This window comes from Fibrobacter sp. (assembly GCA_017503015.1).
GTDB lineage: Bacteria > Fibrobacterota > Fibrobacteria > Fibrobacterales > Fibrobacteraceae > Fibrobacter.
In genome coordinates this window covers 1-16,731 of sequence record JAFVTX010000051.1, presented here as the reverse complement: position 1 = coordinate 16,731, position 16,731 = coordinate 1, and the positions used below count along the sequence as shown (strand labels likewise).

Sequence of the window (16,731 nt, the reverse complement as noted above, 5' to 3'; positions counted from 1 at the left end):
AAAAGTATATATTTAGGGCATGTCCAAGGATATCCCTGCCATAAAGAGAATTTATAGCTCATCGCTTTTTTTTGCCCTCTGTTTGAATATTATCGTTCTTGCGGTTTCCCTCGTTGTTGGAAATGGAAAATTTTCTTCGTTGGACGACTTTTTCATGACCACCGTGTTGACAGGCGCCTACGGGGGTAAATATGATGTCCACATGTTTTTTGTCAATGTTGTATATGGTTATTTTTTGCGCCCGTTCTATGCGTTATTGCCAAATGTAAGTTGGTATTCCGTCTTTCAAACATTTACGGTATTCGCCTCATTTACAGCTTTGTGTTTCGTCACCATAGAAAGATTCGGGAAAAAACTAGGTGTGGCAATAGCCATTTTACTGCTGACCAGCGTTTCTCCCGATTTCTACTTACATGTGGCGTTTACCCAATGTGCGGGTATAGCCATTGCGGCAGGAATATTCCTCTTTTTAATTGGTTGCGCAGAAAAGAAACGTTCGCGCTTGGTTATTGGCATAGTATTCCTGCTCGTAGGCTTCGTCTTTCGGAAAGAAATGTTCCTGTTGGGTATGCCGACATTGGCGACCCTCCTGTTCTTCGTTCTTTTGCGAGCAAAGGCAATCTGGAAACCATCACTAATCGCATTGGCTGTTCTCGCCCTTGCTTTTGTGACACTAGACAAGTTTAATTCTTGGCATTACAAGGGCGACTACGAATACTATGCCGCGTACCAAAGTCCTCGAGCATATTTTGGTGATGGAGCATTCTTTAACGAAAACGACGCTATTGCTGAATTAGACGAACGCGGATTAAATAGTCTAGATCTCACCTACTTGCGCGCATGGTATTTTTATGACAAGAACGTCTTTTCCCTCGACAGCATGAAAAAACTAATCGAGATTGTAGATCGACACCATTATGAACCAAATTACGCTAAGTTTCCGCTCGCCATCATTCTAACCTGGTCCAATACATTATTGCGAGGAAGCGTTTGGAGCTGGGCGTTTCTATGCCTATCTCTAATATTCTTCTCCAATAAACGGAACTGGTGGGTTCCCTGGGTTTCCATAGGCCTTATATCCGTTCCCTACGCCTATCTCCTTTTAGTAAACAGGGTCATCGAGCATGTAGAGGTTGGCATATGGGCGTTAGGGGTTATTTTTGTTCTATTCTTTGTAGATAAAAACGACTTTCTTAACCAGAAACAAGCCAAATTCTTCTTGCAGATTGTCGGAGTCGTCTGCATCCTTTGCATTGTTATTTCAGGAATAAACATCACCTTTAGCAATATGTCCAAGGCAGCCAAAGCATCCAGACCCACATTTGGCCTCCGGACTGATTGGCTAGAATTTCTCTCCTATGTTCAAAATCATCCTAACGATGTTTTCCTTTTGCCATACGAACGCTACAAGGAACTTTCTGTAAATGTCAATCATTTTTTCACCGCTGTTGAACCAGGTAGCTGGAACAACATCTATTCTACAGGCTACTGGAACATTCATCTACCAGCAATGGAGCAAGAACTTAAAAAAAGAGGCGTTGATAACCTTTTTAAGGATATTACTAAAGACAATGTTTATGTAATGTCCGAAGCGACCAACCTATCCTTTACGCCCTATTATAATTATCATTATCACACAAAGTTAAAAACTGACACTCTAAAGAGTTTCGGTCCCCTCAAACTTCTCAAGTACCGTGTCAAGGAAAATGACAATGAAAAAACGCAACGTTAACCTTCTGTTATTTTCTTTGGTTCTCATTTTCCTAATCTCCGTCCCCATTTTGCGCCTGGATGAAGGTCGATCTACTATGAACGACTGGGACCGATCACCTTGGCACCTTACACCATTTGACGCCGACTCTCTATCACAGTATTACAAAAATCATTATCCGATATTGGATGAAAATCCGCTTAAGTCCATTTTACAAGATTCTACCAAGTCCCTCGTTATGGTCTTGATAGACAGTTGGGGTGTTCCTTATAACGAAGAGCAACTTGTATCAGATTTTCAAATGATAAATGAAAACAATGTTTTTTACGCCATCCACAAAAGAAGGGCACAAAATACATCTCTGGCGGAAAATACCGAATACGGGGAAGGGTTTAAGGAAGGTATCTTTTTAGCAACCATAGGCTCTTCAGATTGTGAACAAACAGAAACGGTAGAAAGTTCTCTTTTTAAGCAAATTCTTTGTTGTGAGAATTGCGACGATTCCCGTGCCGTAGCGACCCTAGACTCCCTAATAACAGACGAAACATGGAGTCGAATTGCCTGGACAGCGCGCAGCACCCGCGAAGGGGACCGAGACAAGCTGCACCAGCTACTGAAAGAACTATCCAATTTAACCACCAAGCACCCCGATGTACAATTTGTGATTCAGGGTACACACCGACCAATTCTTGGCTCTCCCGAAACTCGCCGTATGTATCTTGCCCCCTGGGTACCCGCAGTCTTTGTTAATTGCGATTTGACCCTACCCCATTGATTTTATCCACCTGGTAAAAGTTTATATTTCAAGTATGACAAAGATTCCTTTCAACAAGCCGCCCTTCGTAGGGATGGAACTGGATTACATCAAGCAAGCTGTAGAAAGTGGCCGTATTTGTGGAGACGGAACATTCAACCTCCGGTGCCATGAATGGCTCGAAAAGCATACGGGTGCGGTCAAGGCGCTGATGACCACCAGCTGCACCCATGCACTGGAAATGTCCGCTCGCCTTTGCAACATCGGCCCTGGAGACGAGGTAATCATGCCGTCGTTCACGTTCGTGAGCACAGCCGACGCTTTTGTGTCGCAGGGGGCCAAATGCGTGTTCGTAGATATCCGCCCTGACACAATGAATCTAGATGAAGCCCTTATTGAGGATGCAGTTACCGAAAAGACAAAGGCAATTGTACCGGTCCACTATGCGGGGGTCGGGTGCGAGATGGACAAGATAAACGAAATTGCGAAACGCCATAATCTGTTTGTGGTCGAGGACGCCGCACAGGGCATGATGTCCACCTACAAGGGCCGAGCGCTCGGAACCCTAGGCGATTTCGGGTGCTACAGCTATCACGAGACCAAGAACTACAGCATGGGCGAAGGCGGAGCCTTGCTCATCAACGATGCAAAATACAACGACCGTGCTGAGATTATCCGTGAAAAAGGCACGAACCGCTGCCAGTTCCACCGTGGCGAGGTGGACAAGTACACCTGGGTAGAACTCGGTTCCAGCTACTTGCCTAGCGAACTCAATGCAGCATACCTCTATGCGGAACTAGAATGTGCGGACATCATCAATGACAACCGCATGGCAAGTTGGAATGAGTACCGGAAACGCCTTACGCCGCTGGCCGAAAAGGGGCTGGTTGAACTCCCGTTCATTCCAGAACATTGTACGCATAACGCCCACATGTTCTACTTGAAGGTGGAAGATTTTGCGACGCGAACTGCTTTGCTGAAACACCTGACCTATAACGGAATCCTTGCGGTGTTCCACTATGTGCCTCTGCATTCGTCGCCTGCGGGCGTGCGCTTCGGCAGATTCCACGGAGATGATAAGTATACCACCAACGAAAGTAACCGTCTGCTTCGTTTGCCCATGTTCTACGGGCTGAAACCGGAAGAAATCGAGTATATCTGCGGGAAGGTGTTTGAATTCTTTGGGGTGTAAACAACGATGTCTCAAAAAAAAATACTCCTTCTCGGCGGTGGTCACGCCGAAATACCGCTAATCCAGGCTGCGCAAAATCTGGGTTGGTATGTGATTACCACGGGGAACGACCGCAAGGGGCTTGGTCACCCTTATGCCGACAAGAACGTATTTGTTGACTTCAGCGACAAGGATGCGATGCTTGAACTTGCTCGGAGTGAGGGTGTGCAGGCTGTTTGCTCCGGGTGCAATGATTTTGCGTTGCTCAGTACCGTCTATGTCTGTGAAAAACTGGGACTCCCCGGCCACGACAGTTACGCGACAAGCCTCGAAATTCATCATAAGGACAAGTATCGCACGATGGCTACGAGGCTTGGTATTCCGACACCGAAAGCTATCGCCGTGCATAATGAGAACGAATTCTCAATTGCCCTATCGGAATTAGAGTTCCCTATAATTGTTAAACCGGTTGACCTGACTGGTGGCAAAGGAATTCATCGGGCCGACACCCGGGAGGGAGCCTTTGCTGCATATAAGGACGCGGCGTGTCGAACCCGTCAAGACCATATCGTGGTCGAAGAATTCGTGCAAGGCTCTAATCATGGCTTTTCGGCGATGCTTGTTAAGGGGAAGGTTGCTTTTGCTTTCGCAGACAATGAACAATATTTTTTAAACAAGTATATGGTTTCGGGAGCAAATTCGCCGACCACAACTAGTGAAATCGGTTTATCTAAACTTCGTGACTTTAGTGAACGAATTGCAAAAGAATTGAGTCTGGTTGATGGTATTCTGCATATTCAGTATATAGAAAAATCCGATGGAACGCCTGTTATCATTGAAATTTGCCGGCGTCCGCCTGGAGATTTGTACATCAAGTTTGTGAAGTACGCTACTGGTGTTGATTATCCGAAGTTTATCGTGATGGCGGAAACGGGAGAAGATATTTCTGATATAGTAGATATCCCTACACAAGGGTATTGGCTGCGACATTGTGTTATGCCAACTTGCGAGGGGGCTGTTCGTGATGTTGTTTTTGCTCCTAAAATTGAATCGAATATTGTTGAAAAGTTCTTGTGGTTCGAACCGGGTGATGTTATCACGGACAAACTCTTGTACAAAGCGGGAATAGTCTTCTTTAAATTCAATTCGCTTGCCGAAATGCAAGAAAAAACAGGGGAAATGACCGAATTGGCTAGAATTATTGTGGAATAGTCCTTATTCCAACTCAAAATAGTTCTTTTCAGGGCAAAAAAAGCACTATTTGGTCAAAATAACCTATATTCAGAAATATGAATAAAGAACCTTACCAAATTGCATTTATTGGGGGCGGAATTAACTCTGCTATCGGAGAAGTCCACAAGGCAGCAAGCCAGATGGACGGCCATTTTGAACTTGTAGCGGGCGCATTCAGCACCCACGCCGAAACCAACCAAAAAACCGCCCGCACCTGGGGCGTCACAGACGAACGCACCTACGCCGACTACCACAAACTTTTGAAAGCCGAAAAAGGCAAACTCGACGCCGTCGTAGTGCTCGCGCCGACCGATTACCACAAGGACATCGTGATTGACGCACTGAACGCCGGGTTCCCCGTGATTTGCGAAAAGTCGCTCGCCACCAGCGTGGCCGAAGGCGAAGCTATCGCAAAAGTTGTCGCCGACACCAAAGGATTCTTCTGCACCACCTACAACTATACCGGCTACCCCATGGTGCGCGAACTCAAGCAGTTCATCGCCGATGGCAAGCTCGGTAAAATCCAGCAAGTGCAAGTCGAAATGCCACAAGAAGGCTTCATGCGCCTGGGCGCCAACAACGAGCCGCCCAAACCACAAAGCTGGCGACTCAAGGACACCGTGATTCCGAAAATCTCGCTGGACCTCGGCAGCCACCTGCACAACATGATTTACTTCTTGACCGGTGAACGCCCCGAACACATCGTGGCCGACCAGACCACCTTCGGGCTTTTCCCGCAAATCGTCGATAACGTGGGCGCCCTCGTGCAATACACGAACAATGTTCGCGCTCAAATCTGGTTCAGCAAGACCGCACTTGGCAACCGCAACGGGCTCCGCATCCGCGTGTACGGCAGCGAAGGCAGCGCCGAATGGTTCCAGCTGGAACCCGAAACGCTCAAGACCTGTGACCTGCGCGGCAACGTAAGCCTGCGCGACCGCACCGGCGACGTCAAAATTGCAAACCAGCAACGCTACAACCGCTTTAAAGCCGGCCACCCCGCCGGATTTATCGAAGCATTCGCGAACTACTACAAAGACATCGCCGACTGCCTCGGCCAATATTTCGCAACCGGCAGCTTTACAAGCCAGTACGTATGCGGCATTCACACCTCGCTCGAGGGTCTTGCCATGATGCAAGCCGCTACAAAATCTGCTCAGAGCAACAAGTGGGAATCTGTTCATCAGGATTTTTAAATGAAACTCTCCTTTGTCATCCCTTGTTATCGAAGCGAGAATACGATCGGTACCGTGGTTCAAGAGATTCGCGATACCGTCGCAACTCGACCGGGTATTGACTATGAGATTGTCTTGGTAAACGACTGTAGTCCAGACAATGTGTGGCAAGTTATCAAGCAACTTGCTGCCGAAGATAGCCACATTAAGGGAATTTGCCTTGCAAAAAATTTTGGTCAGCACAGCGCATTGATGGCCGGATACGGACAAACAACCGGAGACTATGTCATTAGTCTAGATGATGATGGACAAACGCCAGCAAACGAATGCTTTAAGCTTGTAGACAAACTGGAAGAAGGATTTGATGTTGTCTACGCCTGCCATGTCAGATCCACACAAAAAATATACCGAAGATTTGGATCGTTTGTAAATCGGAAAATGGCAGAATCCATTATCGGACAACCTAAAAATTTACATGCGTCAAGTTTTTTTATCGCTCGAAAATTTGTAATTGATCAAATAACGCAATATCAAAATTCTTTTCCATATATAGGTGGTTTGATTTTCAGAACAACAAAAAAAATCGGAAGCGTCGAAATTCAACACCGAAAGCGTATTTTAGGCGAATCAAACTACACACTCATGTCATTACTTTCGCTATGGATAAATGGATTTACCGCTTTTTCCGTGAAACCACTCCGCATAGCAACATATATAGGAATACTGAGTGCTCTAAGCGGATTGGGCTTTGGTGTGTATATTATCGTTCGTAAAATAATGATGCCTGATATTCTTATCGGTTATACATCGATGATGTCCGTTGTACTTTTTATTGGTGGCATGATAATGCTTCTTTTGGGGCTTATTGGAGAATATATTGGCCGAATTTATATCAGCATCAATCAAGCGCCACAATATGTTATCCGAGAAAAGGTTTAAAGATGGAAGGGCAAAGTTTTCTGCACAGCATCAAAAGCGATCATGTAATCCTTGAAGATTTCGCCAAGGAAATAAAAACATGTAATTCAAATGTCATTTTGTATGGAGCTGGTTGCTGGGCAAAACAACAATACCGAATGTTGCAGGAATTAAGCATTGAGGTAAATGCGATAGGAGTTGATGCTGATTATTACAAGCCAGGAATAATGTTTTTTGATAAAGAAATTCAACCAATCGAAGAGCTTGTAAAGCGAATTCCTAATCCTGTGCTGTGGGTGGGTTTTAATTTAGATAAGAAATCGTATGAGTCTTTGCGAAAGGAATTCTCTGCACGATTTGGTATTGAAAAGATTTACGCTTGTGATTGTGCAAAATATGAAAATTTTTCTGGACAAAATTACAAACATAACGAAGTCGTTGCCCATGCCGAAGAATTTCAATGGTTGTATGACAGATTGGATGAAGACAAGTCTAAAGAAGCGTTTTTGTCGTATTTGAATCAACGTATTTCCGGCGATTACGGTTGGGCTGAAGAACTTTATGACCCTAATCATTATTTTGCTGAAGACATTGTCAAATTAGAGAATGAAGTCTTTGTTGATTGTGGTGCATTTACGGGTGATACCATACAGGAATTACTCGCTAAAACGAAACCGCAAAAAGTTTTTGCTTTTGAACCGGATGAAAAAAATTATCAAACTCTAGTAAAGAACTTTGCTGGCAATGACGACATTGTATGCTTAAAACTAGGTGCATTTAGTAAAAAGACGACTCTCTCATTTTCTGGTGGAAATGCGGATGCTAGCAAAATTGTGGATGATGGCGCTATCCAAATTGAGGTTGACTCCATTGACAATATTCTTAATGGCGATAAAGCGACATTTATCAAGATGGATATTGAAGGCGCAGAACTGGACGCACTAAAGGGAGCCCAAAACACGATAAGAAATTATCACCCCAAGCTGGCAATTTCCGCCTATCATAAGTTTGAAGACTTGTTTACTTTACCTCAGTACATCAATTCTCTAGACAATAGCTACAAGTTCTATTTACGTCGCCATTCGCACTTGACGCACGAACTTGTGCTGTATTGTTTGTGAGCTGCCGTCTAGTCATCCCCAAAAGGTTTCCCCATCAAGAAGTAGTCATACTGGATGCTGCGTTCGCGCAATAGACTGTCCAGGACCTTTTGACCATAACGTTCAAGTAGGGTTGGTTCATTCGAATATAGTGATTTGCCCAATCCCATAGCTCGACTTTCTAGCGAGAATCCCATCGCCTCTAGCAGCGTGGGGAACATATCAAGAGATGAATACTGCCGCTCTTTTGGGGGGAGTGGCAATGTAGAATTTAGAATGAAGTTTGTCCAATACAGTTGCTCATGTGGTGGAATATTCGCCTTTGCTGAAAGCATGTCCATCGTGTGGTCTCCCATGACAGAAATGACGGTATTTGCAAACCAGGGCTGTTTTCTTGCCCAGTCAAGAAATTCGCTCAATTGCGCCGATGCGCAACGCAAGGCTTGCGGAAATTTCCCTTGCTCATCTGTAATCTTCTCCTGACACAATTCATCAGTGTAGCCAAAAGGTTGATGCGTGTCGACCGTCAGCATGTAGAGTGCGAACGGCTTGCCGCGTTCGGCGAGGCTGTCCAATTCCACCTTGACGAATCCGTACAGTTTGCGGTCCTCGAAGCCCCAGAACACTTTGTAATCCTGCGGAATCTTACCGGCCTCCTTGAAATATTCGATGTCGTGGATGGCTACGTTGCCGTGAACTTTCCAGAAGTCGCGCTTTTGCGTGAAATCCCCGCTTGACCCCTGCACATAGACCTGCTCGTAGCCCTGGTTCGCGAGGATGTTCATAAGGCAGCTTGCGTGTGGCAGATAGGTGGGCAGCTTGCCGTGATACTCTTCAATGCCCATGGGCATGTTCAGCGGGATGCCGCAAAGCTTGCCCGTAATTCCAGCAATAGTCCAACTAGTACCCGATACGTTCATGCCACCAGGAGCAATGCCCCATTGCTTAAAAAGGCTGTCTATCTCGGGGGTGTAGCGAGCGAAATTCGTTTCCATGGATTCAAGGAAAATGACGATGAGGTTCATGGGCTGTTGCGGCGCAGTAATCCGGACAGAATCGGGATTTGCGTAGTGTTCTCGGTAGAGTTCTGAGTCTATTGGTTGTTGAAAAAGCGCATGGATTGGTGCACTGGTCACAATTCCAGGGAGAAAAAGAGATATCACGAGGCAGTAGGCTGCTAAAGCGACTAGAAAAAATTTTCCGAGATGTCCAAGGTTTTCTACGAATCCCCTGCCTGTAAGAGTAAGTTTAAGTTTCCCAAAAAGAAAAAGCCCCTTGATATTCCTTTTTGACAAAAAATAGGAAAGAGTAACTAGGAGGGCTACCAAACATGCGAACAGGCAAAAAGCTGGGCGGAGAGCGTCTGATATGAACGACGATATGACGAATTCTTCGGAACCTTCGTTGGCACCAGCAAAGACTGTGAAAAGGATTACCTCGACATTTGAGAGAGGGAATGTGTCGATACCCCAGGGGATTACCTGAGAATAAAGGATAAGCAAAAATAGCGCGATGCAGGTAAGAACTACGCGGACAACGGATTGCTTTCGCCTTGAAATCTGCTTGCCAGAGACTGCTTTATATGTGAGAAAAAATGCAAAAAGAATTGCTGTATAAATCGCTCCCGCATAGGGCACCAGAAAAGGAAAAATGCCGCCGATAAGCCCGCTATCGTAGTTGTAGAATAGCACATAATGCAGTACAGGAGCAATGAATAACGCCGTCAGGCTGAATCGCTTACGACGTGATAAAATAACGGCCAAGATGGATGCCACTGCCGATGCGACAAAGAAATTGATGCTGTAAGTATCCATCCTTAAAATCCGTGAGTGTTGCTCACTCCCAAAAGAACACGACAACGCCCGCTAAGATAAGCGCGATTGCCGCGACTTTACGCAGGTTGATTTTTTCCTTGAAACAGACAAAGGCGAGTGCTGGCACAAACAGGTAGCTGGCCGCCTCGATGGTGCCGAGTTCCTTGAGCAATACGCCTTGGCTTAACACATATACGTTTGATACTAGAGAGAATACCATCAGCGAGTACCCAACCATAACCCACAGGTTCAGGTATTCCTTAACAATGGACTTGTGCGGCGTGATTGCAGCCTTCTTCAGGAGCATCTGGGCCACCGCCGCGACAAAGACGTTGAATAGTGCGAGCGCGTAGAACATCATGGCCTCGCGTACAGCGTGATGCCGCAGATGATGATAGCCGCCCCGACCATGTTCGTCGTGGTGATGGCCTCGCCAAACATGAAGTGCGCAAGCAGTAGCCCGAACACCACGCCCGTGCCCTTGAACATGTAGGCCAGGCTCACATCCATCCGCTTGATAATCTGCTGCCACAGCACCGCGTAGATGCCCAGCACGCCCACCGTGCAGGCAAGGAACGCGATGTACCCCGGCGAGAGAAACTCCCGCTGCGACGCAAGCTTCGAGAACACCCCCGACGTGGTGTAAATGAAGAACGTGCCGACCAGGGCAATGTATTTAAGGATGGTGAGCATCTATCGGGGAATATAGAATTTGCCAGAAAAAAATTCCCAAAATATTCATGAAAAGACTTGACAGAGCCGTAAAGGCCTTTGCCGAGGGCGAATACGACAAGCTCATGGAAACCATGGCGGAATATAAAGTGTAGAGCGTGCGGATTTTCGCCACTTGCTGTTTATCTTTTTCAAGAATTCCTTGTCTGTTTCCCGTTCATTTAATTTCAAAAAAAATACTACACCTATTGCATTATTTAAAATTTTAATGTATATTATAGGTGTAGTAAAATAATGAGGTAGGAATGAACATACTTTTTGAGGACAAGAATCTGAAGAAATGCGCTACTGACAAGGCGTATGCGCAGAAAACGCTGGGCCAGCGGCGTGCCAATTGTTATGCGGTGCGATTGATGCAGATTGACCGCGCTGACAATTTTGAACAATTGCGTGGCTTGCCGGGTCATTATCACGATTTGATTGGAAATCGAGCCGGTCAATGGGCTTGTGACCTAGATCAGCCGTACAGGTTGATATTCAAGAGCACAAACGAGGGGCCCGTCGCCCAAATCGTGTGGGCCAAGGAACGTGTTGCAAAAATGCTTGAAATAGCGGATTATCACAAGTGAGGAAGTATGATTAATAATGATTTTAAATTGTGGGTTGAATTTCCTCCGGGAAGGGATTTGGCCGAAAAACTTGAAGAAATGGGCCTTGATGCGAATGACCTGGCCGCTCGCATGGGTTATACGCCCAAGGCGGTGAACGACATTTTGCAGGGCAATTGCCGTATTACGCCGGAAGTTGCAGTTATGTTGGAAATGATTACGCAAATTTCGGCTGGTTACTGGTTACGTAGCCAAATTGCCTATGATGAGTATGTTGCTCGCGAAAAAATCAAGGCTTCGCTTTCGGATCAGTCTCTTTGGAGAAAGTCTTTTCCCGAAGAGGTTAATGTTCGCGAATGGGTGCGACAAACGAAGGATGACGAAAAATCTTTGATGCCGCTCCTCAAATTCTTTGCGGTGGCGTCCCCCAAGGCGTGGGACGGTTACTACAAGGATGCTAAGCTTAAGGTGGCTTTCCGTATCTCGCTGGCCGATGTCAAAGACCCGTACGCCACATCGGCGTGGATTCGCCGAGGCGAAATTCTTGCGGACCGAGACCCGATGGAAAAGCTGGGGCAGCCCGCAGTCCGCAAAAACTTGAAAGCTGCTCTCCCCGAAATCATCGCGTTTGCGTCGGCCAACAAGGTTCGCCCCAAAAGCAAAAAACGCATTACCTACTGGACTCCGGAGGCAGAAGTGGTTGACGACTGCATGACGGGCCTGCAGGAACTGTGCCGCAAAATCGGGATTCGTGTGCTGTTCGTGCAAAATTTCAAGTGCGCGCCGATTCACGGCATGTACCGCTGGTACAAAGACGTTCCGCTAATCCAGTTGCACGACCGGTTCGAGAAGCGGGCCGCCATGTGGTTCACGTTCTTCCACGAGCTGGCCCACGTGCTATACCACGGCAAAAAGGGAATTTGCCTACAGAACATCGAAATCACCCACAACTACCCCGAAAAAGAAGACGAAGCCAACGCCTTCGCGCAAAAGTGCATGGTAGAAGCCGGATTCGAGCTGTAAAAGCCTTGTTGAAGCTCATTGTCCCTGTCTGAGCACAGTTTCTGCCAGGCTTGACATTTCCTCTTTTCCCATAAAAGTTTATTTTTAGTAGGTAAACGCCCTTACCGGAACGGAGGATTTTATGAACCTGAGGTTGGATAGTTTCATTACAAAGTTCATCGGTTACGCTGTCGCTGTTACCGCCCTTGCCCTGTGCGCCTGCGGCAACCAGGAGTCCACCCAAAACAAGACATCCGCAAAGCCCGCGGAACAGGCCGTTGAACAGCCCGCGCCTTCCAAGTCCCTGGTGGTGTTCTACTCCCAGACAGGCTCCACCAAGAAGGTGGCCGATGTTTTCCAGAAGGCGCGGAACGCCGACGTCTTTGAAATCAAGACCACAGCACCCTACCCTTCCACCTACGACAGCACCGTCGCCGCCGTACGGGTCCAGCGGGAATCCAAGCAATGGCCCGCCCTCACAAACCCCAAGGCCGACCTGGCCAAGTACGACACCGTCTTCTTGGGCTACCCCATCATGTTCGGCACCTTCGCGCCCCCCATCTACAGCTTCTTGGATTCCAACGACCTGAGCGGTAAGGTGGTGGTGCCCTTCTGCACCTACGGTAGCGGTGGCCGCAAGGCCAGCGCCGCCGAACTCAAGACCCTGGAACCGAAGGCCAACGTGACCCTCGCCTACGGGATTTCCAACAAGCGAATCAGCGCCGAAGGGGCAGATTCCGTCGTGGCCTCCGAAGTGGAGGCCTTCTTCGCCGACCTTTCTACGGGCAAGACCGAAGAGATGCTCATGGGCGGCTATTCGGAACAGCGCCCGCTTACAGCCGAAGATTCCGCCGTGTTTGCCGCCGCCACCAAGGACTACGGTTACCTGAGCCTAAAACCCCTGAGCGTGTCGACCCAGGTGGTGGCGGGCACCAACTTCTTGTTCACCTGCGAGATGAAGGCCTTCGGTGGACCGGCAACCCAGACCTACGTGAAGATTTTCAGACCGTTACCGGGCCGTGGCGAGCCGGAACTCATCGTGGTGGAGAAATAAAGTACTAGATTCCAAAGAAATGGGAGGTGCATATGGGTACAGTAAAAACTCTTAAGTTTTCGGGCGTCCTCGCGGCAATAATTACCGCTGGGATTTCTGCGACAGCAGCCAACGCAGCCATCAATGTAACGGTCGATGCCGACGCAGGCATCAAGAAGATTTCCCCCTACCTGTACGGACGGAACATCTTTTGCAATGAAGACAGAGGCGACCTGAACGATGTGACGGACACGCTGAGCGACAAGGAAAAGGCCAACCTGGAGACTTACCGGCAGGCAGGCATACGCTACCTCCGCATGAACAACGGGAACAACGCTACCAAGCACAACTGGCGAAAAAACCTTTCTAGCCACCCCGACTACTACAACAATGTCTATAAGCACGACTGGGACATTTCTTCCAAGAAAATTCTGGACAACCTGCCCGGTGTAGATGGCATGTACGCCTTCCAGTTGGCTGGCTATGTGGCCAGCAGCACAGCGTACAACTTCAAGGACTGGGACTGGAAGCAGTCTCATAGTGGCAAAAACGCAAAGCAGACCCTTGACCTGGCCGGTAACGGCACGGTGGCTGATGACGGAGTCACCCTAATTCAAGCGGGAGATTACAGTCTCTATCTCGAAGAATGGCCCGCCGATTCTACCGTGGAACTGATAAAGCACTGGCGCGACGATCTCAAGTACGACATGAAGAGGTTTCAGTACTGGAGCATGGACAACGAGATGGAGCTCTGGCGGGGCACCCACAGCGACCTGCCCTACACCTACCCCAACGAAGATGGCAACACCGTTGCAGCAGACCGTATGGTGGACAACTACATTGCCGTAGCCAAGGCGGCAAAGGCTATCAGCCCTGACCTAAAACTAACCGGTCCCGTAGCGGCCAACGAATGGAGTTGGTGCAACATCGCCTACGACAACGAATCCACAAGCTATGTCAAGGCCACGGACCGCAAATACTGCTGGCTGGAATACTTCATCAAGCGTCTAGGCGACGAACAGAAGAAAACTACAGTCCAACTGCTAGATGTTTTTGACATCCACTGGTACCCGAGCGAAAAAGATTACGAAACCTGGATGAACTGGCACCGGGTATTCTTTGACACTACCTACGTGTATCCGGGCGGAAACGGGATCCGTTGTGCCGACATTTCTACCACGGGTTCTTGTGATTGGAATACGGGCAAGGGTGTTGGTTACAAGACCTACATCTTCAAACGCATTGCGGACTGGATGAAAAAATACATGGGCGAAAATTACAAATATACCCTGGGATTCACGGAAACGGATTTTATTGCAGACATGGACGCTATGAGCAGAGCCCTTGCCTACGCCTCGTTCATGGGAACCTTCATTGACCACGGTGTAGAAATTTTCACCCCCTGGACCTGGCGCGAAGGCATGTACGAAGTGGTCCACCTGTTCAGCCGCTACGGCCACGAGAACCGCGTGCAGTCCACATCCAGCAACGACTCCCTGGTATCCGCCTACAGTTCTATCAGCAACAAGGGCGATTCGCTTACGGTGATTTTCGTGAACAGGAGTCAAAATGCAACTCAAGACATAAATCTGACCCTCGGCAGCTTTGAAGCGGCTGACGGTTCTGCAGAGACACTCACCCTTTCGGGAATTACCGGCGAAACCTTTGTTTCTCACACCAACAACGCCCTGAAAAAAGGAACGGCGCAGGTAGCAAGCAAAAAAGTTTCTATGACGCTTCCCGCCAAGTCCATCACGGCGGTCCTGTTCACCACAAAGAACCCCAAGGTCGTTGACGCTATTGCGACCACAGCGGTACGCCCCAATTACAGCCTAACCCTGCAAGGTCGGGAGATTCTCGTGTCGGGAATCCAGCAAAACAGCCGCTACGCCCTCACGAATACCTTGGGCCAAGTTATCCGCAGCGGCCTGTGGAACGGTGCTGCCGGAGCGACGCTGAAACTTAGCGTTCCTGCTACGGGTCGGTACATTCTGCAAATCGGCGGCAAGAGCCAGACGATTGTGGTGAAATAAGGAGATCCCCCCCCCGCCGGAGTTTACCTTGTGGGGGATGAGGAAAGGAGATCCCCGCCTTCGCGGGGATGACATGGGATGGACGCGGGGATGACATGGGATGGACGCGGGAATGATATTCCCTTTGTCATGTCCGTTGTCATTCTGGAACCACATCGCGGCGATAGAATGACTTTGTAGAATACAAAGAAAAGCCCCTTTCGGGGCTTTTGTTTTTTGCAGAGGTTTTTAGCTTTTTTTATTCAGAGAACAGAGCCGTAGAAAGGTAGCGGTCGCCGGTATCCGGGAGCAGGGCCACGATGGTCTTGCCCTTGTTTTCCGGGCGCTTGGCCAGTTCCTTGGCGGCCCAGAGAGCAGCTCCAGAAGAAATGCCCACCAGCACGCCTTCTTTCTTGCCGATTTCGCGGCCAGCTTCAAAAGCGGCTTCGTTTTCGACAGCGATGATTTCATCGTAGATCTTGGTGTTCAAGGTGTCGGGAACAAATCCTGCACCGATTCCCTGGATCTTGTGAGCGCCGGCGGTACCCTTGCTGAGCACCGGAGAGCTTGCAGGCTCCACGGCCACAATCTTCACATTCGGATTCTTGCTCTTGAGGAATTCGCCAACACCGGAAACCGTACCGCCGGTGCCGACACCCGCCACAAAGATGTCCACCTTGCCGTCGGTATCTTCCCAGATTTCGGGACCGGTGGTAGCCTTGTGGGCGGCCGGGTTTGCCGGGTTCACGAACTGTCCCGGAATAAAGCTGTTGGGGATTTCCTTGGCCAGTTCTTCGGCCTTGGCGATAGCGCCCTTCATGCCCTTGGCTCCTTCGGTGAGCACCAGTTCGGCGCCATAAGCCTTCATGATCTGGCGGCGTTCCACACTCATGGTTTCGGGCATCACGATGATGATGCGGTACCCGCGGGCGGCAGCCACAGAGGCAAGACCGATACCGGTGTTACCCGAGGTGGGCTCGATAATCACGGAACCGGCCTTGAGCTTGCCGCTCTTTTCGGCATCGTCCAGCATGGCCTTGGCCACGCGGTCCTTCACGGAGCCGGCGGGGTTGAAGTATTCCAGCTTGGCGAGAATCTTGGCACCGAGGCCTTCCTCGATGTGAGTGAGTTCCAGAAGCGGGGTGTGACCAATGAGCTGGTCGGCAGAGGTATAGATTTTAGACATGGTTTGAAGTCCTTTTTTTTGAGTTAGAAATTAATAAAAGTTTAACGGAGTGGTTAAAAACTCACAACTCACTAAGTGCCTGATCCAGGTCGGCGATGATGTCTTCGTAGTGTTCCGTACCGATAGAAAGGCGGATGGTAGCGGGGCTGATTCCTGCGGCGGCGAGTTCTTCCGGAGTGAGTTCGGAGTGTGTCGTCGTGTAGGGATGCACCACCAGGCTCTTCACGTCGGCCACGTTGGCCAGCAGGCTGAAAATCTTGAGGCTATCGATGAACTTGAAGGCTTCGGCCTGGCCGCCCTTCACATCGAAGGTGAAAATAGACCCTGCGCCGTTGGGGAAAT

General features: G+C 48.6%; 15 protein-coding genes and 1 pseudogene. 11 read left to right on the top strand and 5 right to left on the bottom strand.

Annotated features, from left to right (window positions below; genetic code table 11):
• Positions 1 to 19: 19 nt before the first annotated feature.
• The 7 genes and pseudogenes from IKB43_09725 to IKB43_09695 all read left to right on the top strand — a co-directional run bounded on the left by IKB43_09725 (position 20) and on the right by IKB43_09695 (position 8,083).
• The gene (locus IKB43_09725) at positions 20 to 1,732 is read left to right on the top strand and encodes a hypothetical protein (protein MBR2470402.1); all 1,713 of its coding nucleotides are present in this window, start codon (positions 20 to 22) and stop codon (positions 1,730 to 1,732) included.
• The gene (locus IKB43_09720) at positions 1,713 to 2,486 is read left to right on the top strand and encodes a hypothetical protein (protein ID MBR2470401.1); all 774 of its coding nucleotides are present in this window, start codon (positions 1,713 to 1,715) and stop codon (positions 2,484 to 2,486) included. Before IKB43_09725 ends, IKB43_09720 begins: the two co-directional genes overlap by 20 nt.
• A gap of 34 nt (positions 2,487 to 2,520) precedes the next feature.
• Complete coding sequence (gene rffA, locus IKB43_09715; protein MBR2470400.1) at positions 2,521 to 3,657, top strand: dTDP-4-amino-4,6-dideoxygalactose transaminase; 1,137 nt, start codon at positions 2,521 to 2,523, stop codon at positions 3,655 to 3,657.
• A 6-nt stretch (positions 3,658 to 3,663) separates the two neighbouring features.
• Positions 3,664 to 4,848 carry an ATP-grasp domain-containing protein gene (locus IKB43_09710; protein ID MBR2470399.1) on the top strand — a complete coding sequence of 395 codons (1,185 nt, stop codon included), beginning with the start codon at positions 3,664 to 3,666 and terminating at the stop codon, positions 4,846 to 4,848.
• Positions 4,845 to 6,065, top strand: a pseudogene (locus IKB43_09705) (Gfo/Idh/MocA family oxidoreductase). The gene IKB43_09710 and the pseudogene IKB43_09705 overlap by 4 nt, the downstream one beginning before the upstream one ends.
• A complete protein-coding gene (locus tag IKB43_09700; protein MBR2470398.1) occupies positions 6,066 to 6,983 on the top strand; it encodes a glycosyltransferase family 2 protein in 918 nt (305 codons plus the stop codon).
• A gap of 2 nt (positions 6,984 to 6,985) precedes the next feature.
• Positions 6,986 to 8,083 (top strand): FkbM family methyltransferase, encoded by a 1,098-nt coding sequence (locus tag IKB43_09695; GenBank protein MBR2470397.1) that lies wholly within the window; start codon positions 6,986 to 6,988, stop codon positions 8,081 to 8,083.
• A gap of 8 nt (positions 8,084 to 8,091) precedes the next feature.
• On the opposite strand, the gene IKB43_09690 is transcribed toward IKB43_09695, so the two are convergent.
• Genes IKB43_09690 through IKB43_09680 form a run of 3 tightly spaced genes read right to left on the bottom strand, consistent with a single transcriptional unit; the run spans position 8,092 to position 10,569 of the window.
• Positions 8,092 to 9,876, bottom strand: a complete 1,785-nt coding sequence (locus IKB43_09690; protein ID MBR2470396.1) for a sulfatase-like hydrolase/transferase — start codon at positions 9,874 to 9,876, stop codon at positions 8,092 to 8,094.
• A 22-nt stretch (positions 9,877 to 9,898) separates the two neighbouring features.
• A complete protein-coding gene (locus tag IKB43_09685) occupies positions 9,899 to 10,237 on the bottom strand; it encodes a hypothetical protein (GenBank protein ID MBR2470395.1) in 339 nt (112 codons plus the stop codon).
• Positions 10,234 to 10,569 (bottom strand): EamA family transporter, encoded by a 336-nt coding sequence (locus IKB43_09680; protein MBR2470394.1) that lies wholly within the window; start codon positions 10,567 to 10,569, stop codon positions 10,234 to 10,236. Before IKB43_09680 ends, IKB43_09685 begins: the two co-directional genes overlap by 4 nt.
• Positions 10,570 to 10,853: 284 nt before the next feature.
• On the opposite strand from IKB43_09680, the gene IKB43_09675 reads away from it, so the two are divergent.
• The 4 genes from IKB43_09675 to IKB43_09660 all read left to right on the top strand — a co-directional run bounded on the left by IKB43_09675 (position 10,854) and on the right by IKB43_09660 (position 15,224).
• Entirely contained in the window at positions 10,854 to 11,177 is a 324-nt protein-coding gene (locus tag IKB43_09675) for a type II toxin-antitoxin system RelE/ParE family toxin (protein MBR2470393.1), read from the top strand.
• 6 nt (positions 11,178 to 11,183) lie between these two features.
• On the top strand, positions 11,184 to 12,179 hold the full coding sequence (locus tag IKB43_09670) for a HigA family addiction module antidote protein (protein MBR2470392.1): 996 nt from the start codon (positions 11,184 to 11,186) through the stop codon (positions 12,177 to 12,179).
• 121 nt (positions 12,180 to 12,300) lie between these two features.
• Positions 12,301 to 13,212: a hypothetical protein gene (locus IKB43_09665; protein ID MBR2470391.1), complete on the top strand. Its 912-nt coding sequence runs from the start codon at positions 12,301 to 12,303 to the stop codon at positions 13,210 to 13,212.
• A 32-nt stretch (positions 13,213 to 13,244) separates the two neighbouring features.
• On the top strand, positions 13,245 to 15,224 hold the full coding sequence (locus IKB43_09660) for a glycoside hydrolase (protein ID MBR2470390.1): 1,980 nt from the start codon (positions 13,245 to 13,247) through the stop codon (positions 15,222 to 15,224).
• A 238-nt stretch (positions 15,225 to 15,462) separates the two neighbouring features.
• Here the strand turns inward: IKB43_09660 and cysK are convergent, their stop codons facing one another.
• A complete protein-coding gene (gene cysK, locus IKB43_09655; GenBank protein ID MBR2470389.1) occupies positions 15,463 to 16,389 on the bottom strand; it encodes a cysteine synthase A in 927 nt (308 codons plus the stop codon).
• Positions 16,390 to 16,450: 61 nt separating this feature from the next.
• Positions 16,451 to 16,731: O-acetylhomoserine aminocarboxypropyltransferase/cysteine synthase (locus IKB43_09650; GenBank protein ID MBR2470388.1), on the bottom strand; the 281-nt coding region annotated here is incomplete at its 5' end.

Excerpts from the sequence above, each read along its gene's own strand:
- IKB43_09725 (MBR2470402.1), top strand. The coding sequence starts at position 20 with ATGTCCAAGGATATCCCTGCCATAAAGAGAATTTATAGCTCATCGCTT.
- IKB43_09720 (MBR2470401.1), top strand. The coding sequence starts at position 1,713 with ATGAAAAAACGCAACGTTAACCTTCTGTTATTTTCTTTGGTTCTCATT.
- rffA (MBR2470400.1), top strand. The coding sequence starts at position 2,521 with ATGACAAAGATTCCTTTCAACAAGCCGCCCTTCGTAGGGATGGAACTG.
- IKB43_09710 (MBR2470399.1), top strand. The coding sequence starts at position 3,664 with ATGTCTCAAAAAAAAATACTCCTTCTCGGCGGTGGTCACGCCGAAATA.
- IKB43_09700 (MBR2470398.1), top strand. The coding sequence starts at position 6,066 with ATGAAACTCTCCTTTGTCATCCCTTGTTATCGAAGCGAGAATACGATC.
- IKB43_09695 (MBR2470397.1), top strand. The coding sequence starts at position 6,986 with ATGGAAGGGCAAAGTTTTCTGCACAGCATCAAAAGCGATCATGTAATC.
- IKB43_09690 (MBR2470396.1), bottom strand. The coding sequence starts at position 9,876 with ATGGATACTTACAGCATCAATTTCTTTGTCGCATCGGCAGTGGCATCC.
- IKB43_09685 (MBR2470395.1), bottom strand. The coding sequence starts at position 10,237 with ATGATGTTCTACGCGCTCGCACTATTCAACGTCTTTGTCGCGGCGGTG.
- IKB43_09680 (MBR2470394.1), bottom strand. The coding sequence starts at position 10,569 with ATGCTCACCATCCTTAAATACATTGCCCTGGTCGGCACGTTCTTCATT.
- IKB43_09675 (MBR2470393.1), top strand. The coding sequence starts at position 10,854 with ATGAACATACTTTTTGAGGACAAGAATCTGAAGAAATGCGCTACTGAC.
- IKB43_09670 (MBR2470392.1), top strand. The coding sequence starts at position 11,184 with ATGATTAATAATGATTTTAAATTGTGGGTTGAATTTCCTCCGGGAAGG.
- IKB43_09665 (MBR2470391.1), top strand. The coding sequence starts at position 12,301 with ATGAACCTGAGGTTGGATAGTTTCATTACAAAGTTCATCGGTTACGCT.
- IKB43_09660 (MBR2470390.1), top strand. The coding sequence starts at position 13,245 with ATGGGTACAGTAAAAACTCTTAAGTTTTCGGGCGTCCTCGCGGCAATA.
- cysK (MBR2470389.1), bottom strand. The coding sequence starts at position 16,389 with ATGTCTAAAATCTATACCTCTGCCGACCAGCTCATTGGTCACACCCCG.